Genomic DNA, 21,215 nt, shown 5'->3' with positions numbered 1-21,215 from the left:
TACCCGGTTAGTGCTGATGACTGGGTTCATGGAGATTGCCAAACGCGTTCTGCACTACCTCGTTGAGGGCGGGGTGAATATGCATGCCCCTTGCTATGGGACCATAGTCTCCGTTGCCGCTAACCATAGCGTTAGTTATTTCCTGAATAACAACTGCCGCTTCGGGCCCGATTATGTGACCGCCCAAAATCTTTCCCGTTTTAGCGTCTACGATGACTTTGACGAAACCCTCAGGGTTCCCCATCGCAGCACCCATCGCAGTATCCCGATAATACGCTTTACCGACTGCTATACTGTAACGCTTTTTTGCTTCTTCCTCTTTTAAGCCGACCGCGGCAATTTGGGGGTACGTGAAGACGGCGTGGGGTGTAGCTGAGAAATCCATCTTGACCTTGTGGTCGTGGGTGCTGTTATGCCAAACCAAACCTGCTTCGTAGTTAGCGGAGTGCTTAAACATCTCTTTGCCGATGGCGTCACCGAAAGCATAAATGTGTTTCTTGCTGGTTTCGAGGTACTCGTTGACCTCTATGAAGCCGCGCCCGTCGAGTTTAACGCCTGTTTTTTCGGGTTTGAGCAGGTCGGCGTTTGAGATTCTGCCCGTAGCTATAAGGAGGGCTTCGGCTGTGAAGGTTTTCATTGTTCCATCAACGCGGTTTCGCGTCACCAGAGTTTTTTGTTCACCGTCCTGTTTGACTTCAAGCGCCTCATAACCGAGGTAAACATCCATACGCTTAGAAACCTCTCGCAGAAGCAACTCGGAGACTTCAGGTTCCTCTTCGGGCAGCAACCTGTCCGCGCGCTGGATGACTGTGGTTTTGGTGCCCAACGCAGAGAAGAAGTGCCCGTACTCCATGCCGATGTAGCCGCCGCCAACTATTATGATACTCTTAGGCTGCCTCTGAAGTTGCAATACTGTGTCGCTGGTGAGATAGTTGACGCTCTCTATGCCCTTAATCGGGGGAATAGCGGTGCGTGCGCCTGACGCGATAAAAATCACTTTTCCTTTAATGGTTTGGTTGCCGACTTGCATAGTGTAGTCTGAGGTGAATTCGCCGTGTTCTTTGAACCACTTCATGTTGGGGGTAGCTTCGACTGCCGCTGCTTGCTGAGATGTGTCGTGGTCTACGAGGGCATGCATACGCGCCATGATACTGCCAAAATCCACGGAATCCACTGTTGCTTTGATGCCTAGTTTTTCCGAGTCTTTCATCGTTTGGATTACGTCTGCAGGGTGGATGAGCATCTTTGAGGGCACACAACCGACGTTTATGCAGGTGCCGCCCATTCGGCCGCCTTCCACCACCGCCACCTTAAAACCTGAATCCACCGCAACCGACGCAACAAGCATCCCTGAACCTGAACCTACAACTATGACGTCAAATTCTTCCATAAATAAGCCTCATAAGTATTGTACATTTAATGGCATTTTTATTTAGATAAACCTTTCAATTGCAAACGGGGCTTTCAAAAAAGCCTTTAAGCGCCCTTATGTATCACTTTCTATTGGAGATTTTTGTGTCTAAGAAACCTTCGGCTGAAGAGCAAAAAAAGAAGCAAGCCTACTACAGCAAAGGCGAAAAGAAAGCTAAAGCCGTCAAAAAGTAGCTCCCCCCAGAAATTTGGGTCGACATCGGCGGTCACGAACGGCATCAAAGCTTTCTATCTCTTCTTTTTTTAGTGGCAACACGATTCGCGACACCAAACCGTTGAGGCTATAGGGGAGACGTATGAGGCGGTATTCACCTGTGGTTACCCACTCGTCGATGTGGAAACCTGCATTCTTCACTTCTTGGGCTAATCGAAGGCGTTCTTGACTTGTGAATCTGCAGGCGACTTGATCAAACACATGCACATGAAACCCTCTGCCTGAATAGACGATTCGCAAATCCGCAAACCGCCGCTCAAGAAATTCATACAGACCGATGGCTTCTTTCTGCACGATGCCCAGTTCGAGTTCACAGAAACTCAAGCCCTGCCGCCGCTTCAACTTATCAGCTAACGTGCCATGTACGGGGCAAGTGACGTTTTCAGGATCCAAATCAAAAGCAAGCTCCTGCCCGATGACTTGGCCGTCTGAGTCGTAGACGTTTCGGTCGTAGTAGACGGCTTCAGGCAAAAACTCCAAAACCTGCGCTTGCACATCCACCAAATCCTTGTACTCGTCGATTATTATGGTGGTGGCTGCGTCTTCTTTGTATTTTTCCAAAAAAATCTTGGTGTGCCTGCCCATGATGACTGCAAATTTGGTGTTCATCAAGAGGGGCCCAAACCAGTCGGCGACTTTTTTTTGGTTGAATTCTTCTGTATAGAACTCTTTTCTTTCCTCTAAAGTGGCATAGCGCATGCCCGTGGGCAGGTGATATTTGGTCATAAACACCAAGTATAGTTAGGCGCTGTTACCGAAATGGTTTGTGGAAACCCTAATATGCCCCCGTCTCCGAAGTTTAATTGGTGACTTGTTTTGCCTATTGATCCTGATTTTCAAACTAAACGCCAAGCCACTGGCGAGCATAGTGGCCACAAAGTCTGGGGCCCCGTTGAACCCCCAACAACCCTTGGAATCCATGGAACAAACGTTGCGGTGGATTGGGATGTATGCATCGGAGACGGCGTATGCGCAGACGTCTGCCCCGTGTCGCTCTACGAGATGGTGGACACGCCTGGGCACCCCCTTTCGAACCGAAAAGCTGACCCAGCCCGCGAATCGGAGTGCATTCAGTGTCTTGCGTGTGAGCTGCAGTGTCCAGCGGCTGCGATTAAAATTACTCAAGCACCATAAAACTGCTGCATAGAAAGGAAAAAGTTTTGGGCTGACCACTACTTGGTCAGTTTTCTCTATTTTACCAAAGCCAAGTTTTTGTTGACTTTGTCCCAGTTGACGACGTTCCAAAATGCGTCGACGAATTTGGCGCGGTCATTCTTGTAGTCCACGTAGTAGGCGTGTTCCCAAACGTCGAGAACCATCAGGATTTGGAATGTGGGGTACACGTTGACGTTGTGCTTCTCTATCTGCATAACCAGCGGTCTTCCGATGCAGGGGTGAACCGCCAGTGCTGCCCAACCTGAGCCTTCCGTGCTGACTGCTGCTGCGGTAAAGATTTTTTTGAACCGCTCAAAACTGCCATAATTGTTGTTAATCAATTCTGCTACGGGTCCGTTTGGTTCTCCTCCGCCGCCTTTGCCCGCGGGCGCCATGTTTTCCCAGAAAGTCGTGTGCAGAAGGTGGCCGCCTATGTTGAAGGCGAGTTCTTTGGTTACGGCTTTTATGTCGAGGATGGTGTTTTGTGCTCTTGATTCGTCGATTTTTGCGAAGATGGCGTTGGCGTCGTTGACGTATTTCTGGTGGTGTTTGTCGTGGTGCAGTTTTAGCTGCTCCTCGCTTATGTATGGGGCGAGGGCGTTGTAGTCGTAGGGTAGTTTGGGTAGTGTAAAGGTTTTTACTTTTTCCATAAAGTTCACCAAAAATCTACTAGGCAAAAGAAAAACAGAATTAATATACTTTGCCTTAAAGCCATAAAGCGCTGACCTGCTTACTATCGGGCTGAGGTTGAAGACAAGAAGAACTCAAGCGGAACTATGCTTGTTTCTCTTCAAATATAACCCTAAGCAGGCAACTGCAAAAGCCACCGCCGCAACTGCCACACCCAACAGCACACTTGGAAATGGCTCAGGCTTTAGCGGTTCAACAGTGAAATAGTATGTTCCTGATGTGCCGACGTTTCCAAAAGTATCGGTCGCATAGACGGTTACGTTATGTGCACCTAAAGGCACATCTCCAAGGGTCAGGTTTCCTGCGAACGTGACGTTGCTTTGTCCATCTAAACTGTAACTTAAAGAGTCAACTGGTTTATTGGCGCTAAATATCAGTGAATCCTTCACTGTCAATGTGCTATTCTGGGGCGAAGAGGCGGAAATCACAGGGGGAACGGTTCCGTAGCCCAACGGAGTATACTGGTCGTTGATGTTGTGCATTTTGTAGCTGAATCCTATGAATTGTTTGCCGTTGAATGCAGGCGCTGCACTGGTTCCCCCCAGCAGGTAAATTTTGTCGTTGCATGCCACCGCACCAAAGCCTGCAAGCATAGAGTGATACATAACGTATTTCCATGTGTCATTTGTGGGGTTGTAAGCGGCGACTACGTTGGAGCCGAAAACGTAAATCAACTTGGGCGCATAGATGCCTGTTGTGGCTACAGTTTGCTCTTGAGAGTCAAGGTAGCTTGGAAGAGGAGTTTTAGCTGTCCAGCTGTCGTTTTCTGGGTTATACAGTAATGTGGCTTTTTTGTAGCCATACTCAAATGACTCAAATGTAGGTAAAACGCTGCCAAACCAAACTATTTGGTTATCCAGTGAGGTTGAGATTCCAAAGCTTATGTTAAAGGCGCGGATTGACTGGTAGGCCCCGTTGTATTCATTGTACTGCAAGGGTGCCTTTGTGGTGTATGTGTCCGTGGCTGGGTCGTATTCCCAGTTGAGGGTGTGGTCAGGTAAGCCGCTGATTAAGTAGATTTTGTTGCCTACAGTGTTTGCTCCAAGTAGCCATCTTGCGCTGGGCATAGCTGCTTTGGTAGTCCAAGTGTCAGTGGTGGGGTCGTAAACCTCGTTTACTGCGCAATGCAGGGAATCCCGCATGTTAGTTGCATTCGGTATCGTGCCGCCGAAGCAGTAAATTTTGCCCTCATATACTGCTAAGGCAAACTGTGTTCGCGCAGTCGGCATCGGAGCTTTAGTTGTCCATGTGTCGGTTTCTGGGTCATACATTTGGTTAAAAGCTGACGCTTGGCTGCTTTCATTGTATCCGCCTATAGCGTAGATTTTGCCATTGACTGTAGCCGCTTGGAGTCCATTTCTTTCTGTCGGCATCGACGCCATGGTTTCCCAATGGTTGCTTAGGGGGGTTTGAGTACTGTTTGTTGTTTGTGAAGATGCAAAATGGTCAGTTTTTGCTATAGTGGGGATTATGATTAGTATGAGGGTTAAGAGTAATATGCCAGTTTTCTTCATTTATTTCCACCTGTTTCTTGTCATTTTGTTCCCTGTAGGTGAGGATGGAGATGTGGGTTTTAGTTCTACTCAGGGAACAAACTGTTCCATTGTTGGAACAGAAAGCGCTTACAGTTAGCGGTTAATGATTTCTGTTCTGTTTTCTCTTAAAAACCACAAAAAATGCGCTAGCACCTGCTATAACTAAAATAGCATAAGCTACAAGTACCACGTCATATGTTGGGCTTTCGGTGGGGTTAATTAATACTGTGAAATGCGCCATTTCTGATTGCCCCATATTTCCATAAGTATCTTTTGCGTATACTGTGAGAGTGTGGTTGCCTACAGGTATTGTTAGGGTTGTGTTGGCTGTTATGGTTATCTGGGTGCTGTTGTCAAGGCTATAACCTAACCAAGAGGCGGCCTCGTTTATGGTGAAGTTTAGCGGAACACTATTTTGATTAAACACCTCTCCATCTATCTCGCACAGGGTGATGTTTGGGGGGCTTTGTATCGCCTACCCTGAAATAGACAGTTGCTTCGCTTGTTATGGTGGGGATTTCAGAGTTCGCCCTGCATGCTCTCATATAAACCGTGACGTTGTGCTGGCCCTCAGGCAGAAAGTAGAGTTCACCGGTTGCGGTCATGCTGCCAAAGAAGAGGTCATATTGGTATGTTTGGAAGCTTTTTGTGCGTAATATGTAGAGTCCTTGACCGTCAACGCAGTAGGTGGCTGTATAGGTCAAGTTTTGCCCCATCGTGCTAGCGGAAGCTTCTATGGGGATGACGCTTTTGGGGCTATATGAGATATTGCAAGGAGAATAGATGTTTATCTCGCCGCCTGTTGTAGGGGTATCCTGTGTTTTTGTAGTTGATACCGTGAAGTAAACGGTTGCTTCTCCACTAACCACGTAAGGCGGAGTTCCATTTGGGTAGTCTGAGCTGATGTAGATTGTAAGTTTATGCTGCCCTATAGGCAACTTGGGCAAATCTACATCCACATATATGCCACCGTATGAGACACTCCAAAATTCGTCACGTATATTGTCCTTACTTACCTTGATGAGTGGGCCATCGTCGATGGTGTAGTTTGCTGCATAAACATTGCTTGGGCCGTAGCGAATGTCTAGGGCGGCATCTAGGTGTAGGGATTCAGTTGGAGTGTAGGTTCGGTTATAGGGGGAGAAAAGTTTCACTTTGCCTTGACAGATGAGTACGTTTTGGGTCTGTGCTGCTGATATCGCTGGTGTGCTCAACAGGGGCACGAGCAGTATGAGGATTAGCATCAGTGCTTTTTTTGTCATGGCTCGTTCTCCCGTCGTTTTTGCCTGTAAAATAACGCGATTATAAACGATGTAACTATAACCACTAAGACAAACGCTATCAAGCCCCACGGTTGCTGCGCTAAAGCAACTTCAGGTATTCGTACTGAGAACTGAGCCATCCCAGACTGCCCCATGTTTCCAGCTGTATCATTAGCATACAAGACTATACTGTGACTTCCTGAGGCAACGGTTAGAGTGGTATTACCCGCTATGTCCATTAAGGTGCCATTATCAAGTCGATAAGCAGTCCACGCGGCGGGCTCGTTTATGGTAAAGTTGAGCGGTACAAGGGTCTGATTGAACACCACACCATCCACTGCCTCAAGAGTTATACTTGGCTGGACGTTGTCACCGATAGTAAAGTAAACGGTTGCCTCACCTGACATTGTTGGAGGTTTTGCAGTGGTTTCAATGTAGGTTTTTAGGTATACGGTAAGTTTGTGTGTTCCTTCAGTCAACGTGGGTAGTGTGGCAGTTCCAACTAAGGCTCCAAAGAATGGATCCCAAGAGTGTGTCTGGAGGGATTCTGTATTTAGTTTGTGGGGGGCGCCATCGTCGATGGTGTAGGTTCCTTCGTAAATTATGTTTGCTCCTCCGAGTGTGGCTGAGGAGGCTTTTATGGCTATGACTTCGTCGCGGTTGTAGGTTCGGTTGCAGGGCGAATAGATGGTCACACCATTTCCACTGGTGGGGGTGTCTTGTGTTTTTGTAGCTGATATTGAGCTGTCTTGGGTTTGCACTGTAGAAACCTGCGTAAAGGGAATTAATGAAACATTCAAAAGTATGGTTATCAGCAGCCATGTTTTCTTCATGCGCTTTCACGGTTAAAGTAGATTTTAGAAGCGGCTTATCACTCTCCCCAAGGAACAGGGTGTTCTCCAAAAAGAACAAACCTCCAAGCAGTTTATGGCGCAATCCACAACCATCCTGCAACCTGGCGCTAGAGAAAAGCCAGATTTCGGCGTAACCGCCTTTACAGTCATATCCAGCGATTTGGCTGCTTTATATAAGGGAGGGGAGGTCAGCTTTGAGACGTCGCGTGGCGGTCAATTATATGACGTAGGTTTCTTGTATGGTTACCAGTCCGTTGTCGCCGACGATGTGCTTCAAATCGGGCAGTAGCGGTTCCAGCTTCTCTTGAGAGTCAACTACTTCAATGAGTAAGGGCATATTTACTAAAACGCCTTCCAAATGAAGCGAGGATTTGCCTCTTTTACCAAATCCATTCACGCCAGTCCAAACTGTTGCACCCGAAACTTTGGCTTTCATCAGAAAATCCATCACCAAAGTCTGCAAACGTTTTCCCCCGACTTCGTCGTTGCGTTTTATTCTGATTGTTAAACTCCACATTTTCTGTCTCAATCAAAACACCCTCTCAACAACTGCTGTCCCTAGAAGCCTGCCAAGGATAACCGCCACAAACGAGAACCCAACGTTTGCCGCCATATCTAAAGCTGCGGCGCCTAATCGGTGATTATCCATCAGGTTAACTGTTTCAAGTTCGAAAGAGGACATCGTAGTGTAGGAGCCGCAGAAACCTATCGCCATAAATAGAGTGTACCTTGAGTCTAAGTTAAACGCCAAAGATAGAACCGAGAACAACCCCAAAATGAAGCTTCCTGAAACATTAACCATCAAAACATTAACTGGAAGCCCAAAAAAAGTCACTGGAGACTCCACCATTCTGTACCGTAAATAGGCTCCAATCACGGCGCCGAGTGCTAAGAGGCCAAATTCCAGCCATTTCATGTCTGCTACCTTTGACTTTAGGTAGGCATTATCAGCATCCAGGTTTGTGCGGTTCTGGCAAATGCCACGGCTAATGCCATAGCCACACTTGATGCCGCTCTGCAACTATTAAACTTTAAGCCTACAGAAAGTGTATTTTGGGCTGTTATGACCTCGATGGATTAGGCTAATGCTATATAGGACTAATCCAATAATGGAAGCTGAAGAGAGATGGCGGCAACCTGTCCCGACGTAACAGTAGTAGGACACTTTTCAGTAGACACCCTCAAACTGCCCACAAGAAAAGCGCCTTTTGTAGTTTTAGGCGGTTCAGCAACCTACACCTCCTTTGCTGCCAAAACGCTCGGCGCCTCAGTTAGTGTGATTTCAAGGGTTGGCAAAGGTTTTCCGCAAGCGTATTTGTGGTGGCTGGAACAGGAAGGCATCAACATATCCGCAGTCACAAGGTACCCTGACGAGGCTACAACGGGCTTCGAGTTAGAGTATAACCAAGACTTTTCAGAGCGGAAACTGAGACTCAAAAACAAAGGCACCCCCATAACCCTCAACGACATCCCTAAAGATTTCCGCGGCAAAGCAGTCCACTTGGCGCCCATTGCTAATGAAATCAGTTTTGAAGTGTCTGAGCAACTTAAAAAATGCGCTGACGTGCTTTCGCTTGATCCTCAGGGTTTGATTCGCAGCTTCGATGAGCAAGGCAACGTCGCCGAAGACGCCATCGTAGACAGCCACATCTTTAGCTTAATTAACATCTTAAAGGCTTCACAGAACGAAATCTACGCATTAACAGGCGAGAAAGACCTCAAACCAGCCCTAAAAACCATTCATGACATCGGCGTAGAAACAGTCATCGTAACCTTGGGCGCCAAAGGTTCCGTGCTCTCCGTGGAGGGTGCGGAGTACAACATCGGTGTTTGTCCATCACAGGTGCTAGTTGACCCCACAGGCGCAGGAGACGTTTTCATGGGTGGTTTCTTAACAGAGTATCTGGGTCAGAAGGAGTCGCTTTGGTGTGCTGCGGTTGGTTCTGCTGCCGCGTCATGTGTAGTGGAAGGGATCGGCCCCACATATTTTGGTAAGAAAGAAATAATTTATGAACGGGCACAGCGACTTTTCGAAAAAGAACTCAAACAATAAGGTTGCTCAAGCGGTCTGCAGTACGGTAGGTAATTCTCCGAAGCGCGCTTTATCGTAGGGTTCCGCGTCCTTCATAAGATCACTCAGCACTTTGTTTTGGGCTTCTTCCATGCTCATATTCCAGTCTTTCCGCACCCTGTACGCGGTGTATTCTTCCAGGGTTTTGAATTGGGTTTCTTTGCGCATCATGTAGTCGCCCCAGAAGCCACGTGTAAGTGTACGCTTGGGACTTTTGATGTTGCAGTGAAAAATGTAAGGTTCAGACCATCTCAAGTTGTTAAACCACGGTGGGAACCGGTGCCCCCAGATGCTATCGCCCGAAACCTGTTCATAGTAGTTTTCTTTTAGACCCCAACGTAACTCGGGGCTCCATGTGAATAATCTGCCTTCGAAGGCGCCGAATGGTAAGGATTTAGATTGATGCTGCAGGTCTGGTTCAAGGTTTATTCGGGGTACGTCAATGACGTAGTATCGGTCTTGGTCTAGCTGTTTTAATCTGCCCATCCACTCTTTTAGGCACTCAGTGTTTCGGGCGACCAAATCGCTGTCCCACTTAAACACCCACTTATAACTAACATTAACCAACCCAATGTGTAGCGCTAATGCAAAAGCGAAGGGTCCACCGCCATAGAATCGCATATGCTTAATCTTTGGGTTCTTCGCGGCAAGTGACTCCACGATTTCTGTGGTGTGATCTTCAACTGAGCTGTCAACCACGATTATCTCGTCTGCGACGTCTTGGATGGAGAGTATGCAGGGTTTAATCCAGCGTTCTTCGTCTTTAACGGCAACAAGGAAGCTTACGCCGTCTTTGTGGTAGCGGGGTTTTTTTATTAGTCCAAGTTTCGGCGCGGCTGATACAACGCTTTTGATTGAGCAAACGACTTTGTCGCGGAGAACCATCTGGTCGTTCAAGGCTTCTCCCTCATGTAACCTGCCGAGATTTAGAGACTTATGCTTGAAAGGCGGTTTAAGTTTTACGCTTTTAATACCATATATTCAGAATTTGAATACCGAATGAAAAGGAACTTAAGCAATAGCCGTATATGTAGAGAGTAAAATAGTAATATGAGCGTGACTTGTTTGGGTCGCATCGACAAAGGCGTAACGTGTAACGTATCAGGATGCAAAAACGAAGCAGCCCGTTCCATGACTGCTGAAAAAGTTAAAGCTGCAGGATTAAACATCAACACTGCAGAGAAACGCGCATACCTATGTAAAGAACACTACAAAGAATTCAAAAAGAAAACCAAGAAAGACAAGACCCTCGAGAAGTGGCGCTACGGATAGAGGCGTAATTCTATGCGCATTTTACAGTTACATTCCAACTTTATAGTTTTCAAACCCATAGAGAAAGAAATCAACATAGCCGAAGAAGCCTCCAAAGAAGAAACCCGCATCGAAGAAGTCGTTGTGCTCTTCGTTGCGGTTGAGGAAGGCGACAGTTCAGCGTTGGCACAGAAAGCCATAGATGACGCCCGTGCGTTCTTGGGTAAACTCAAAGTTAACCGCGTCCTCATCTACCCCTTCGCGCACCTCAGCAGTAATCTCAGCCAACCCAGCCAAGCACTCGCCATAATCAAAGACATGGAAGTCTACGCCAAAAGCAAAGGCATAGAAACCTTCCGCGCCCCGTTTGGCTGGAACAAGCAATTCACTATATCCATCAAAGGGCACCCGCTGGCTGAGATGGCTCGCAGCTACACTTCTACACAGGAAGTGGCGGAAGCGAAGGCGCCCTGTGAAGGCAAAAAGGAAGAGGAACCTGTCTCTGCGGCGCTTAAAGCAGAAGACACCCTGAAGTCTTATTGGCATATTCTGCAAACGGACGGTTCATTGGTGCCGATTGAAGAGTACAAGTTCAAAGGCAAAAGTAACCTGCAGAAATTTAGCCAATACGAAATCAAGAAGACCCGCGCCGTCACACAGATGCCTCCGCATGTTCCGTTGATGAAGCGGCTTGAAATCGCTGACTACGAACCAGGCAGCGATCCTGGCAACGTGCGATGGTACCCCAAAGGTCGTTTGATGAAGTCGCTACTTGAGCAGTACGTTAGTCTCCGAGTGGCGCAGTATGGCGGTATGGAGGTTGAGACGCCGCTGATGTATGACTTCAACCACCCAAGCCTTTCAAGTTACCTGAACCGTTTCCCTGCACGCCAATACGTCCTCAAATCCGAAGACAAAGAACTCTTTCTCCGTTTCGCCGCGTGCTTTGGGCAGTTCCTCATGGCACATGACGCCCAGTTCAGCTACAAACAGATGCCAATCAAACTCTACGAACTAACCCGTTACAGTTTCCGCAGAGAGAAAAGCGGCGAAGTCGTCGGGCTAAAACGGCTCCGTGCGTTCACGATGCCTGATTGTCACGCCTTCTGCACTGACCTTGAGCAGGCTAAGAAGGAGTTCATGATCCGCTTCGACCTCTGCATCGACGTCCTAGAAAACATCGGCTTGGTCAAAGATGACTACGAGATTGCGATGCGCTTTACAAAGGACTTCTACGCAGAGCATAAAGACTTCATCGCTTCGTTGGCAGCCAAATTTGGCAAGCCCATCCTTGCTGAAGTCTGGAACGAGCGCTTCTTCTATTTCGCCCTGAAATGGGACTTAAACTTTGTAGACAACCAAGACAAAGCCGCCGCGCTGAGCACCGACCAGATTGATGTGGAGAACGCGAAACGTTACGGCATAACCTACGTGGACGAGAAAGGCGAAAAACAGTTCCCACTGATTTTACACTGTAGCCCAAGCGGCGCCATCGAACGTGACATTTATGCGTTGCTGGAGAAGGCTTACCGTGAGCAGATGACGGGGAAAGCGCCCATGTTGCCGCTGTGGCTGTCACCAACTCAGGTCCGCCTGATTCCGATATCTGACAAGTTCCTCGACAAAGTCGAAGCCCTCGCACAGCAAATCTCCTCGCACAACATCCGCGTTGACATAGACGATTCCGCCTCGACGCTTCAGAAGAAGATCCGTGAAGCTGAGCAGGAGTGGGTGCCCTACATCATCGTGGTGGGGGAAAAAGAAATCGAGTCAGGAACCCTGTCTGTTCGTGTTCGCGAAGAGAAGGGCAAACAAGAAACCATGACTGCAGATCAACTCATCAAGAAGGTATCGGAGAAGATCGCTGGTAAACCGTTTAAGCCTCTGCCGTTGCCGCTGTATCTGTCTAAGCGCCCCTCGTTCCACGGTTAATAAATACGCAGTAAACGATTCGTATGTATCACTGGGGTAAACCTTATCAGCAATTGGACAATATGAAAATGTACTCCAAGAAGGTATAAACAAATGACCAATGAACTTCAAATCTACATAGACGGCAAATTCTATCCGAAGTCAGAAGCAAAAATCAGCGTCTATGACCACGGGTTCCTCTACGGCGACGGCGTGTTCGAAGGAATCCGCGCGTACAACGGAGTGGTCTTCAAGCTCAAGGAGCATGTTGACCGCCTCTACCGCAGTGCACACGCCATTATGCTACAAATCCCCCTAACCAAAGAAGAGATGGTACAAGCTGTAGTTGAAACAATACGCAAAAACAAGATGAAAGACAGCTACATCCGCCTTGTCGTCTCACGCGGAGTCGGCGACCTCGGGTTAGACCCCCGCAAATGCCCCAAAGCCACAGTAATAATCATCGCGGACACCATAAACATCAAAGCAGGCAACGCCAAAGAAGTCGGCATCACCGCCGTTTTCACCTGGGTTAGACGCAACCCCGTGGATGCAACAACCCATGAAATCAAATCCCTCAACTACCTAAACAGTGTTCTTGGAAAAATCGAAGCTAACGCATGCGGAGCAGACGAAGCCATCTGCCTCGAAGCTAACGGCTACATAGCGGAGGGCGTCGGCGAAAACGTGTTCATCGTCAAAGACGGCGAACTCTTCACACCCCCTTCAGCTACAGGCGCATTGGCAGGCATAACCGCCGAAGTCGTCACCCAACTCTGCAAAAAACTCAACCTAAAACTCACTGTAACAAACCTCACGCCTTTCATGATTTTCACTGCAGACGAGGCCTTCTTCACAGGCACAGCCATGGAGATGGTGCCCATCAGAGAAGTCAACAAACGCATCATCGGCGACGGTAAACCTGGTCCAGTCACCAAGAAGTTGATGGCTGAATTCCACAAAGTAATCGAGGACCCGAAAAACGGCGTAAAAATCTAACTTTTCCTTTATTTTGTTTTGAGTTAGTCTTTGTACAACAATTCGAGGCAGGTATCCTAGAACCCGAATTAAGACCAGAGTTCATAGAAAGCCTCAAAGCTTCCCAAAGCGAAAAAACCGTAAAAGTAAAAGACTTCAACAAGAGATATTCCAAGTAGACAATCATTTCAAATTTAACTAGCAAGAGCAACGCAACTAATTCCATGTCTGGTCATTATTGCTTAGAGGTCGTTGAAAAAGTTGATAGAATATTTAAAAAGCTTCAAAAAAAGGACAAAGTTCAGTTTGAGACTCTATCTAAAAAGGTAAATGAAATCCTTGAAAATCCTCATCAATTCAAACCTCTGAAGGCACCTATGCAACACATGCAGAGTTCACGTAGACTCATTTGTCGTCGTCTATGATATAAGTGAAGAAAGAAAAGTGGTCACAATAAGATAAGAACATCACGATGATGTCTACAAGTAGTAAGGCTATTTTTTATTACAGCAACACGAGGGCAATTATCCGTGACCTACGTGGCCGCGGCCTCTATGCTGCCCATTTTTCATGAAACCTTCCAGAGCGTCATAAGCCTTTTCTAACTCGCTAATCGGCGGCAGAAACACAATTCGGGCGTGGTCTTTTCCGTAGACAGGGTCAAAACCTGAACCGTGCACAATGAGCACACCTGTCGCTTTAAGCAGTTGCACCACGAAGTCCATGTCGTCCTTCCAGCGTTTACCGATACCCTCGATTTTGGGGAAAATGTAGAATGCGCCTTCAGGTTTGGTGGTGCTGACGCCTTCGATTTCGTTTAGGCGTTTGTAGCTGTAATCTCGACGTTGACGAAGTCTGTCCACGATGTCGTTGACGAAGTCCTGTGGACCGTTAAGTGCGGCGGTTGCTGCAATCTGGACGGGTGTGTTAGCGCAAATGCGGATTCTGCACTGTTTCTCTACGCCGTCTTTGAGTGCCTCAAGTTGTTTGCCTTCGCCCTTGAAGTACATGTATCCCAAACGCCAGCCTGTCATTTGGTAAACTTTGCTGAAACCGTTCAGTCCAACTACTGGAACGTCCTTGGTTACTTCTGCTGCGCTGACGAACTCTTTTTCGTAGGTGAGTTGGTCGTAGATTTCGTCGCTGATTACTGGCAGGTCGTGTTCCCCTGCGATGTCGAGGATTTGTTTGATGGTTTTTCGGTCGTAGACTGCTCCTGTTGGGTTGTTAGGGTTGATTATGACGATGGCGCGTGTTTTCTCCGTGATTTTGCTGCGGAGGTCATCTATGTTGGGTTGCCAACCTTCTTTTTCGATGGTTTCGTACGCGACTGGGGTGCCGTCGAAGAATCGAGTGTAACTGATGTATGGGGGATATGTGGGTCCGGGGAAAAGGATTTCGTCTCCTTTCTCTACGATGGCGCCCAGAAGCATCTCGATGCCTTCAGAGATGCCCTCTGTGACCAGTACGTCGTCTGCGGTTATGTCGACGTTGTTGACTTTTTTCTCTTTATTTGCCACTGCCTGCCGCAACTCAAGCAGGCCTTCTGAGGGCGAGTAGTAGTTGTCTTCTTTGGCAATGGCGGTGCAAAGCGCTTCTTTGAGGCTGGGTGGAGTTTTAAAGTCAAACGCCGCGGGGTCACCGATGTTTAAGTAATAGATTTTTTTGCCGTTCTTAATCAGTTCCTTAGTATGAACTATAACGTCCCGTATGGCGTATTCGATGTTGCTTGCGCGTTTGGTTACTTTGATGCCTGCCAATTGCCGTTACCTGTATCCAGAAACACTTGCCGACCCCAAAAATAAAGTTATCTTCAACAATCACCTAAAAATAGTTTGGATACAAAAATGCCGATAAAAAGAGGGCTATTTGTTGGGTTTTTTTCTGTTTTCAGCACGGATTTTTTTAGAAAGCCATATGCCTTCAGCCAAAAAAAGAACCGTTGCGATGGCGGTCGGAGAAATTAAATAGTAAAGGTAGATGCTTGGCGCTTGGCCTTGAATTATGAGGGGGTAAGCAAGTAGACCTAACTCGATTATCAGAATACCCATAAAAAAGAAAGAATAGAAGATGAGCCGAGGCACCAGTTTTCGGCCAACCCAGAGGTGGCCGCTTACGTTGACTTTTTCTTTAACTATGTATTCGCCGTATTCAGTTTTTGTCAGCAAACCTAATGCTTCGAGTTTCTGTAGATGCCAGTGAGCAACGCTTGGGCTGGTTAGGTTAGTGGCCCGCATCACTTCGCGGGGTCCAACCGACTTGCCCTCTTTGACTACGTATGAATACACGTTTAGAGTTGTGCCTTCGAGCTCTTCGGCAGCTATATTGGTCATGGCTCTGTCCTCGGCACAACGATTACTTCGTAGGGTGAGTTACCTCGCTGGAATGTTTGGTTGTCAGCTAAGATGGCGTTGTAGATGTAGCCGTTTGGTGTCTGCTCGAATTGAAGTTGGGTTACCTGGGTGGTGGTTGAGACGGTGTTGTAGTAGGTTCCGTTGACTGGCCAGTTAGTTATATAGCTTGAAGCGGAGGCGTACAATTGGAGGTTTCCAGTTTTGAGTGCTACGATGCCGTTGCTGGGTGGTGAGTCTTCTGTCATCATGATGAAGGGCTGTGTATGGTTGAAAGCTATCAGTCTTGATTCATGGGGTGCAAATGTACTGTTGAAGGGTTGACTTCCATAGTCCCATGGGAACCAGAAGAATGTTCGTCCAGTGCCCCAGTTGCCCCATGTCGGCAAAGTTGTTATGGGTCCAACTGTGGCGTTCATGTTAACGTATGGCTGCGCCCCGAACGTTAAAACTTCATTGACCAGCATATTTGACACAGTAACCATTGGCTGTGCGTTGTCAACTGTTACTCTGCCTGTCACGTCAACCCATGCTCCATTAATGTACATCTCTGTTACCAAGGGGTTGCCATATTGATCGTAGTATTCAGTGATGGGTATGCCTTCAAACCATGTGCCTGTGTTGCTTGCGTTTGCTGGTAGTTCTGGGATGGTGCCGTTAAGGTTGTGGTTTGCACTGAAAGCCTCTATGTCGTCGGGAGATAGAGGTCCTGAGATGATGCCTTCGTGCCAAGATGCTTGTGTTAGAGAGATCAGGTTTTCAGGATATGGCAATGTGTATGTTGTGCCGTTGCTGTAGTATTGTACTTCTGGAATCCATGTTACGTTTACCCATTTGCCGTCTAAGTATACACCGTCGACTATCCCGCCGAAGTGTCTGCTTGCCAGGAAGGTGTTTTCAGGGGTAAAGCCGAAATCGTAGATTATTCCCCCAAGAATCGAATCTTTGATTGAGATATCTTGACCTGCTGCAAAGGTAACTTCGTAGAGCGTGGCGGGTTGGTCTGAGGGGTTAGTTACTCTGAGAACAACGTTATAGGTGACGTTAGTGGCTGGATAAGTTTCTACATGGTTTAAGCTTCCATCTTTGTTATGGAATTCATTTGTGCGTTGATAGTCAACTGTGTTGAAGTTAGCGTAGACTACTTCTACGATGAATTTCGCTTTGGGCCCTTCAGGAACGTTGGGAAATAGTTGTATGTTCATTTGGGCAATGATCATTGGCGCGGCGTAAGCGAGACCCATGCTCAAAGCTAAAAATGCGACTAAACCTAGCGTTTTGCTTTTTTTCATGTTTTCACCTACCAAGTCTCAACACCTTAACCGCACTTAGCTCTATTCGCCGAACACTTCCGTTCGTCTAACCGAACACCCAGATTGAACGCTAAAAAATCATAGAGAAATCGAAAGATATACAGTTTCGTTTTTGGCAATAAACCGAATTTTTGATTTTTAACGAGCTAAAATAAAGAAAACGACGAGCATAAAAACTCGCAAAAAAGGGCTGTTTTAGTACGACCTAGCAAAATAGACCGTTTCAACTGCTTCTTTGCCGCAGTAGACGCATCCCGATGTCGGCGCTTCCTTTTGGAAGGGTCGGATACGAATGGTTGCACCTGTTTCGTCTTTGATTTTGGCTTCGCACTGTGGACTGCCGCACCATGCCGCTTTTAGGAAGCCGCCTTTGCTTTCGCATACCTGTTTGAACTCATCGTAGTCCTTGACAAGAGTGGTTTTTTCGGCTAGGATGGCTCTGGCTTTGGTGAGTAGGTTGTCTTGGATGTCTTGGAGTAGTTTCTCAGCGGTAGCAAGTATGTCAGCGTCTTTAACGAATGCTTTTTGACCTGTATCTCGTCGCACCATCACACATTGCCCGTTTTTGATGTCTCGCGGGCCTATCTCGATGCGGAGGGGTATGCCTTTGAGTTCCCACTGGTTGAATTTCCAGCCGGGTGTGTACTCGCCTCGGTCGTCGAGGATGACGCTTATGCCCCGGGCTTGGAGGTCGCTTTGGATTTGCTTGGTTTTAGCGGCGATAGCCTCTGCCTCTAAACCCTTGAACGGAATTGGAACGATGACAACCTGCGTCGGCGCAACTTTCGGCGGCATAACTAAACCTTTGTCGTCGCCATGCACCATAATCATGGCACCGATGAGCCGCGTTGTGATGCCCCAACTGGTCTGCCAAACATAGTGGTCAGCCTTGTCTTCGCCGACGTATTTCACGTCAAAGACCTTGGCGAAGTGCTGCCCCAAGTTGTGGCTGGTGCCCATCTGCAAGGCTTTGCCGTCGGGCATGATGGATTCAAGCGCGGTGGTGTAGAGGGCTCCTGCAAATTTTTCGCTTTCGCTCTTGGTTCCGATTAATACGGGGATGGCGAGGTAGCTCTCAACTACGTCTTTGTACATGTTGAGCGCCCACATGACTTCTGCTTCTGCTTCTTCCGCGGTGGCGTGGGCTGTGTGGCCTTCCTGCCAAAGAAATTCGCGGGTGCGCAGGAAAAGTTTGGTGGCTTTGGTTTCCCAGCGAACAATGTTGCACCACTGGTTAATCTTTAAGGGCAAATCCCGCCAGCTGCGAATCCACTTGCTAAACATAGCGTACATGATGGTTTCGCTGGTTGGACGCACCGCCAACTTCTCCTCAAGCGGAGTGTCGCCGCCCTGTGTAATCCAGGCAACTTCTGGAGTAAACCCTTCAAAGTGCTCGGCTTCCTTTTTGAGGAACGCTTCAGGGATGAACATGGGGAAGTAAGTGTTGCGGTGGCCTGTCTCCTTGATTTTTTGGTTGACGACTTGCTGGATTTTTTCCCAAACCGCATACGCGTCTGGGCGGATTATCATACAGCCTTTAACGGGGGCGTAGTCGGCTAATTCAGCTTTTAAGACGACTTCGACGTACCATTCGCTGAAATCAACGTTTTTCTTTACGGTTACTCCAGTATCAGACATAGAGATTCGCTTCTTGCACTGTTATGCCTGCGTCTGCATATAAAACCGTAACGGCAACAAACCACGTTAAAAACGCCTTGTTCCCTATATAGGGGAGGAGAGGAGGCGGCAGAGCAACAGCGTCAATGGTTGAGTATCTGCTTTAGTTTCTCTACCAGTATCTGGTTGTCTTTTGCTGAGCGAACTGTGACGCGGATGTAGCTGTCGTCCATGCCCATAAATGTGCAGCAGTCGCGCACTAAGATGCGCTCTTTTGCCAGCAACTCCTTGAGGACGGTTGAGGTGAATTTTCGGTTGAGGATTTTTATGAGCAAAAAGTTGGTTGTGGACGGATACACCTGTAAACCTTCGATTGCCCCGAGTTCTTTGGCGAGTTCTGCGCGGTTTTTGTTGATGGTTTCTTTGGTGCTTTTAATGAATTCGGTGTCACTAAACGCTGCCGCAGTTACTTGGCATGCTAACCCGTTTATGCTCCAAGGCTGCCGCATCGTCTCCAACTTTTCAATCAAACTGTTCGCTGCAACCGCGTAGCCGAACCGCAAGCCCGCCATCCCGTAGAATTTGGTGACTGAGCGGATAACAAACAGGTTCTCGTATTCCTTTACCATACCTGCAACGGTGTTTTTGTCGCCTTCGTCGGCGAATTCGATGTAGTTTTCGTCTATGCTAAAGATGACGTCTTTTTTGTGGCAGAAATCCACCAGATCCATGACGCGTTCTTTGCTGTAGAGTTTGCCTGAGGGGCTGTGGGGGTTGCAGAGGCACATGATTTTGGTGTCGTCGGTTACGGCGGCTTTGATTTTGTCGTTCTCCAGCGAGAAGTCCGTGGGTAGCTGGACGAAGGTGACTTCGCCGCCGAGTCGAAGGGCTGCTTTTTCGTATTCTGAAAAGGACGGCACCGGGATAACTGCGCGGAATTTCGGCGGGAGGATTTCGGTTATCATATAGATGAGTTCGATGGAGCCGTTGCCCAGTAGGATGTTTTCGGGTTCCACACCGTGCCCGACATAGTTGGCTATGGTTTCTCTGAATTCGACTGGGTTGGGGTCAGGGTAGAACTTGATTAATCGGGCGTTTTGTTTGACGGCTTCTACAGCTTTGGGAGGTGGCCCCATAAAGTTGATGGGTCCGCTGAATTCAAGCACTTCTTCTAGGGGAATGTTGTGTTTTCTGCTGAAACCCCAGATGTCGCCGCCGTGGCTGACGAATCGGCGCTTTTTACATGTGCTGGACACTGTTTTGTTCCTCCATCAGTCGGCTCAGCTCTTTCTCAACCGCCAAGTGAGCCTTGTAGTGGGCGTTATACAGGTTAGTGACGCGATATAGCCAGTACACGATCCCCACTCCAAGCGTAACAATTGTAATCAATACATATGATGTTAACGGTATGGTTTGGGGCATGAAGACGCGTTGGGGCAAGGCAGCGGCGAGGTATGCGTCCTGTTTCTGTTCGTGCTCGGCGAGGTCTTTGGATAAGAGGTAAACTATGATGAAGGCGGGGACAATGAGGATGATGCTTGCCGCCCATAGCTTTGCGTTTCGCTCTTTTATGGGTTCAAGTCCTGATGGCGGCTCTTTGCCCCTGCTTTTGACGTAAGCGGCAATGCGCTCCTCGAATTGGGCTTCATTTTGGAAGTGCCTGTTTCTGCCATCCACCAACCGATAAAACATCGGAAAAAAAGCAGCCCCAAAAGTGACCACTGCACCCAAAAACCACATGGAAAACCAAACCTTCCGATCCGAAGCGGCTTTGGCTGTGAGTGTGGCTTGCATTTCTGGTTCAACTTTCCCGTTGGATTGCTTACATGGTTGGGGGTGCCAAACTTTATAAGGTTTCCATTGGAGGTTAACTTTCAAATGAGCCGACCTCCGATGCTGCTATCCATCATTATCCCCGTGTACAACGAGGAATTGACGATAGGCAACATCATTGACCGCACCAAGGTGGCGGCGCAGAAAATCGGGTTGCCCTATGAGATCGTTGTGGTGGATGATCGCTCCTATGATGGGTCGCTTTCAGTAGCAAAGAAACATGACGTCAGGGTTTACACGCTAAAAAAGCATCTTGGCAAAGGTTACGCTTTGAGGGCTGGCTTCGCCAAAGTCAAAGGCGACATAATCGTCACCATAGACTCCGATGGGTCACATTGGCCCGAAGAACTCCACGAAGTCCTATCCCCCGTGCTGTCAAACAAAGCAGACATGGTTATCGGATCCCGCTACATGAACCACAAACGGGTTGAAGCCCGTAAACTCAACAAGTTCGGCGTTCGCCTTTTCAACTACCTCATTCAACTCTTCACAGGTGTCGCCATAACCGACAGCCAATCAGGTTACCGCGCAATGAAACGCGAAGTTCTCGCAAAGCAAAAGCTAAAGTCGGGAGAGTACGAAATAGAATCTGAAATGCTTGTCAAAACCGCGAAGGCAGGTTTCCGTGTCTCTGAGGTTCCGATTACGTTTGAGCAGCGCACCTATGGTCGTTCAGGTGTGGATCCTATGGTGGATGGCTCAAAAATCACGTTCTCAATCATCTTGGCGTATCTAAAGGGGTAATTAGA

22 protein-coding genes and 1 riboswitch are annotated in these 21,215 nt (G+C 47.9%); of the genes, 6 read left to right on the top strand and 16 right to left on the bottom strand.

The window, feature by feature from the left end:
* Positions 1-7: 7 nt before the first annotated feature.
* Both NWE96_05705 and NWE96_05700 read right to left on the bottom strand, forming a co-directional pair.
* A complete protein-coding gene (locus NWE96_05705) occupies positions 8-1,390 on the bottom strand; it encodes a dihydrolipoyl dehydrogenase (protein MCW3983473.1) in 1,383 nt (460 codons plus the stop codon).
* A gap of 204 nt (positions 1,391-1,594) precedes the next feature.
* The gene (locus NWE96_05700; protein ID MCW3983472.1) at positions 1,595-2,371 is read right to left on the bottom strand and encodes a DNA primase; all 777 of its coding nucleotides are present in this window, start codon (positions 2,369-2,371) and stop codon (positions 1,595-1,597) included.
* Positions 2,372-2,461: 90 nt separating this feature from the next.
* Between NWE96_05700 and NWE96_05695 the strand changes: the two genes are divergently transcribed.
* The gene (locus NWE96_05695; protein MCW3983471.1) at positions 2,462-2,779 is read left to right on the top strand and encodes a ferredoxin family protein; all 318 of its coding nucleotides are present in this window, start codon (positions 2,462-2,464) and stop codon (positions 2,777-2,779) included.
* 56 nt (positions 2,780-2,835) lie between these two features.
* On the opposite strand, the gene NWE96_05690 is transcribed toward NWE96_05695, so the two are convergent.
* The 7 genes from NWE96_05690 to crcB form a co-directional block, all read right to left on the bottom strand.
* Complete coding sequence (locus NWE96_05690) at positions 2,836-3,450, bottom strand: superoxide dismutase (protein MCW3983470.1); 615 nt, start codon at positions 3,448-3,450, stop codon at positions 2,836-2,838.
* A gap of 114 nt (positions 3,451-3,564) precedes the next feature.
* Positions 3,565-5,004, bottom strand: a complete 1,440-nt coding sequence (locus NWE96_05685; GenBank protein ID MCW3983469.1) for a hypothetical protein — start codon at positions 5,002-5,004, stop codon at positions 3,565-3,567.
* A gap of 121 nt (positions 5,005-5,125) precedes the next feature.
* Positions 5,126-5,452: a hypothetical protein gene (locus tag NWE96_05680; GenBank protein ID MCW3983468.1), complete on the bottom strand. Its 327-nt coding sequence runs from the start codon at positions 5,450-5,452 to the stop codon at positions 5,126-5,128.
* Positions 5,445-6,287, bottom strand: coding sequence for a hypothetical protein (locus tag NWE96_05675; protein MCW3983467.1), 843 nt, complete (start codon positions 6,285-6,287; stop codon positions 5,445-5,447). The genes NWE96_05680 and NWE96_05675 overlap by 8 nt, the downstream gene beginning before the upstream one ends.
* A complete protein-coding gene (locus NWE96_05670) occupies positions 6,284-7,120 on the bottom strand; it encodes a hypothetical protein (GenBank protein MCW3983466.1) in 837 nt (278 codons plus the stop codon). Before NWE96_05670 ends, NWE96_05675 begins: the two co-directional genes overlap by 4 nt.
* Positions 7,121-7,358: 238 nt before the next feature.
* Positions 7,359-7,670, bottom strand: a complete 312-nt coding sequence (locus NWE96_05665) for a DUF190 domain-containing protein (GenBank protein ID MCW3983465.1) — start codon at positions 7,668-7,670, stop codon at positions 7,359-7,361.
* The gene (gene crcB, locus NWE96_05660; GenBank protein MCW3983464.1) at positions 7,671-8,057 is read right to left on the bottom strand and encodes a fluoride efflux transporter CrcB; all 387 of its coding nucleotides are present in this window, start codon (positions 8,055-8,057) and stop codon (positions 7,671-7,673) included.
* 15 nt (positions 8,058-8,072) lie between these two features.
* Positions 8,073-8,150: riboswitch (Fluoride riboswitch) on the bottom strand.
* A gap of 117 nt (positions 8,151-8,267) precedes the next feature.
* Here crcB and NWE96_05655 point away from each other — a divergent pair.
* Positions 8,268-9,194, top strand: coding sequence for a PfkB family carbohydrate kinase (locus tag NWE96_05655; GenBank protein ID MCW3983463.1), 927 nt, complete (start codon positions 8,268-8,270; stop codon positions 9,192-9,194).
* Positions 9,195-9,200: 6 nt separating this feature from the next.
* Here the strand turns inward: NWE96_05655 and NWE96_05650 are convergent, their stop codons facing one another.
* Positions 9,201-10,109: a glycosyltransferase gene (locus tag NWE96_05650; GenBank protein ID MCW3983462.1), complete on the bottom strand. Its 909-nt coding sequence runs from the start codon at positions 10,107-10,109 to the stop codon at positions 9,201-9,203.
* A 153-nt stretch (positions 10,110-10,262) separates the two neighbouring features.
* Between NWE96_05650 and NWE96_05645 the strand changes: the two genes are divergently transcribed.
* From NWE96_05645 to ilvE, 3 genes are all read left to right on the top strand, one after another.
* On the top strand, positions 10,263-10,484 hold the full coding sequence (locus tag NWE96_05645) for a hypothetical protein (GenBank protein ID MCW3983461.1): 222 nt from the start codon (positions 10,263-10,265) through the stop codon (positions 10,482-10,484).
* A gap of 12 nt (positions 10,485-10,496) precedes the next feature.
* Entirely contained in the window at positions 10,497-12,395 is a 1,899-nt protein-coding gene (locus NWE96_05640) for a threonine--tRNA ligase (protein MCW3983460.1), read from the top strand.
* A 93-nt stretch (positions 12,396-12,488) separates the two neighbouring features.
* A complete protein-coding gene (gene ilvE, locus NWE96_05635) occupies positions 12,489-13,373 on the top strand; it encodes a branched-chain-amino-acid transaminase (GenBank protein ID MCW3983459.1) in 885 nt (294 codons plus the stop codon).
* Positions 13,374-13,876: 503 nt separating this feature from the next.
* On the opposite strand, the gene NWE96_05630 is transcribed toward ilvE, so the two are convergent.
* The 6 genes from NWE96_05630 to NWE96_05605 all read right to left on the bottom strand — a co-directional run bounded on the left by NWE96_05630 (position 13,877) and on the right by NWE96_05605 (position 20,511).
* On the bottom strand, positions 13,877-15,112 hold the full coding sequence (locus tag NWE96_05630; GenBank protein ID MCW3983458.1) for an aminotransferase class I/II-fold pyridoxal phosphate-dependent enzyme: 1,236 nt from the start codon (positions 15,110-15,112) through the stop codon (positions 13,877-13,879).
* Positions 15,113-15,217: 105 nt separating this feature from the next.
* Positions 15,218-15,685 (bottom strand): hypothetical protein, encoded by a 468-nt coding sequence (locus NWE96_05625; GenBank protein ID MCW3983457.1) that lies wholly within the window; start codon positions 15,683-15,685, stop codon positions 15,218-15,220.
* Positions 15,682-16,995: a hypothetical protein gene (locus NWE96_05620; protein MCW3983456.1), complete on the bottom strand. Its 1,314-nt coding sequence runs from the start codon at positions 16,993-16,995 to the stop codon at positions 15,682-15,684. The genes NWE96_05625 and NWE96_05620 overlap by 4 nt, the downstream gene beginning before the upstream one ends.
* Positions 16,996-17,211: 216 nt before the next feature.
* The gene (gene proS, locus NWE96_05615; GenBank protein MCW3983455.1) at positions 17,212-18,654 is read right to left on the bottom strand and encodes a proline--tRNA ligase; all 1,443 of its coding nucleotides are present in this window, start codon (positions 18,652-18,654) and stop codon (positions 17,212-17,214) included.
* Between the two features lie 122 nt (positions 18,655-18,776).
* Entirely contained in the window at positions 18,777-19,889 is a 1,113-nt protein-coding gene (locus tag NWE96_05610; GenBank protein MCW3983454.1) for a histidinol-phosphate aminotransferase family protein, read from the bottom strand.
* Entirely contained in the window at positions 19,873-20,511 is a 639-nt protein-coding gene (locus NWE96_05605) for a hypothetical protein (protein ID MCW3983453.1), read from the bottom strand. Before NWE96_05605 ends, NWE96_05610 begins: the two co-directional genes overlap by 17 nt.
* Between NWE96_05605 and NWE96_05600 the strand changes: the two genes are divergently transcribed.
* On the top strand, positions 20,512-21,210 hold the full coding sequence (locus NWE96_05600) for a glycosyltransferase family 2 protein (protein MCW3983452.1): 699 nt from the start codon (positions 20,512-20,514) through the stop codon (positions 21,208-21,210). It begins immediately after the preceding gene.
* Positions 21,211-21,215: the final 5 nt, after the last annotated feature.

The sequence above is a fragment of the Candidatus Bathyarchaeota archaeon genome (genome assembly GCA_026014685.1).
GTDB lineage: Archaea > Thermoproteota > Bathyarchaeia > Bathyarchaeales > Bathycorpusculaceae > Bathycorpusculum.
This window is presented reverse-complemented; position numbering and strand designations above follow the sequence as displayed.

What these genes read in the sequence shown, in the direction of transcription:
- NWE96_05655 (MCW3983463.1), top strand. Translation starts at nt 8,268, where the DNA reads ATGGCGGCAACCTGTCCCGACGTAACAGTAGTAGGACACTTTTCAGTA.
- proS (MCW3983455.1), bottom strand. Translation starts at nt 18,654, where the DNA reads ATGTCTGATACTGGAGTAACCGTAAAGAAAAACGTTGATTTCAGCGAA.
- NWE96_05620 (MCW3983456.1), bottom strand. Translation starts at nt 16,995, where the DNA reads ATGAAAAAAAGCAAAACGCTAGGTTTAGTCGCATTTTTAGCTTTGAGC.
- NWE96_05685 (MCW3983469.1), bottom strand. Translation starts at nt 5,004, where the DNA reads ATGAAGAAAACTGGCATATTACTCTTAACCCTCATACTAATCATAATC.
- crcB (MCW3983464.1), bottom strand. Translation starts at nt 8,057, where the DNA reads ATGAAATGGCTGGAATTTGGCCTCTTAGCACTCGGCGCCGTGATTGGA.
- NWE96_05700 (MCW3983472.1), bottom strand. Translation starts at nt 2,371, where the DNA reads ATGACCAAATATCACCTGCCCACGGGCATGCGCTATGCCACTTTAGAG.
- NWE96_05640 (MCW3983460.1), top strand. Translation starts at nt 10,497, where the DNA reads ATGCGCATTTTACAGTTACATTCCAACTTTATAGTTTTCAAACCCATA.
- NWE96_05625 (MCW3983457.1), bottom strand. Translation starts at nt 15,685, where the DNA reads ATGACCAATATAGCTGCCGAAGAGCTCGAAGGCACAACTCTAAACGTG.
- NWE96_05705 (MCW3983473.1), bottom strand. Translation starts at nt 1,390, where the DNA reads ATGGAAGAATTTGACGTCATAGTTGTAGGTTCAGGTTCAGGGATGCTT.
- NWE96_05675 (MCW3983467.1), bottom strand. Translation starts at nt 6,287, where the DNA reads ATGACAAAAAAAGCACTGATGCTAATCCTCATACTGCTCGTGCCCCTG.
- NWE96_05600 (MCW3983452.1), top strand. Translation starts at nt 20,512, where the DNA reads ATGAGCCGACCTCCGATGCTGCTATCCATCATTATCCCCGTGTACAAC.
- NWE96_05670 (MCW3983466.1), bottom strand. Translation starts at nt 7,120, where the DNA reads ATGAAGAAAACATGGCTGCTGATAACCATACTTTTGAATGTTTCATTA.
- NWE96_05645 (MCW3983461.1), top strand. Translation starts at nt 10,263, where the DNA reads ATGAGCGTGACTTGTTTGGGTCGCATCGACAAAGGCGTAACGTGTAAC.
- ilvE (MCW3983459.1), top strand. Translation starts at nt 12,489, where the DNA reads ATGACCAATGAACTTCAAATCTACATAGACGGCAAATTCTATCCGAAG.
- NWE96_05690 (MCW3983470.1), bottom strand. Translation starts at nt 3,450, where the DNA reads ATGGAAAAAGTAAAAACCTTTACACTACCCAAACTACCCTACGACTAC.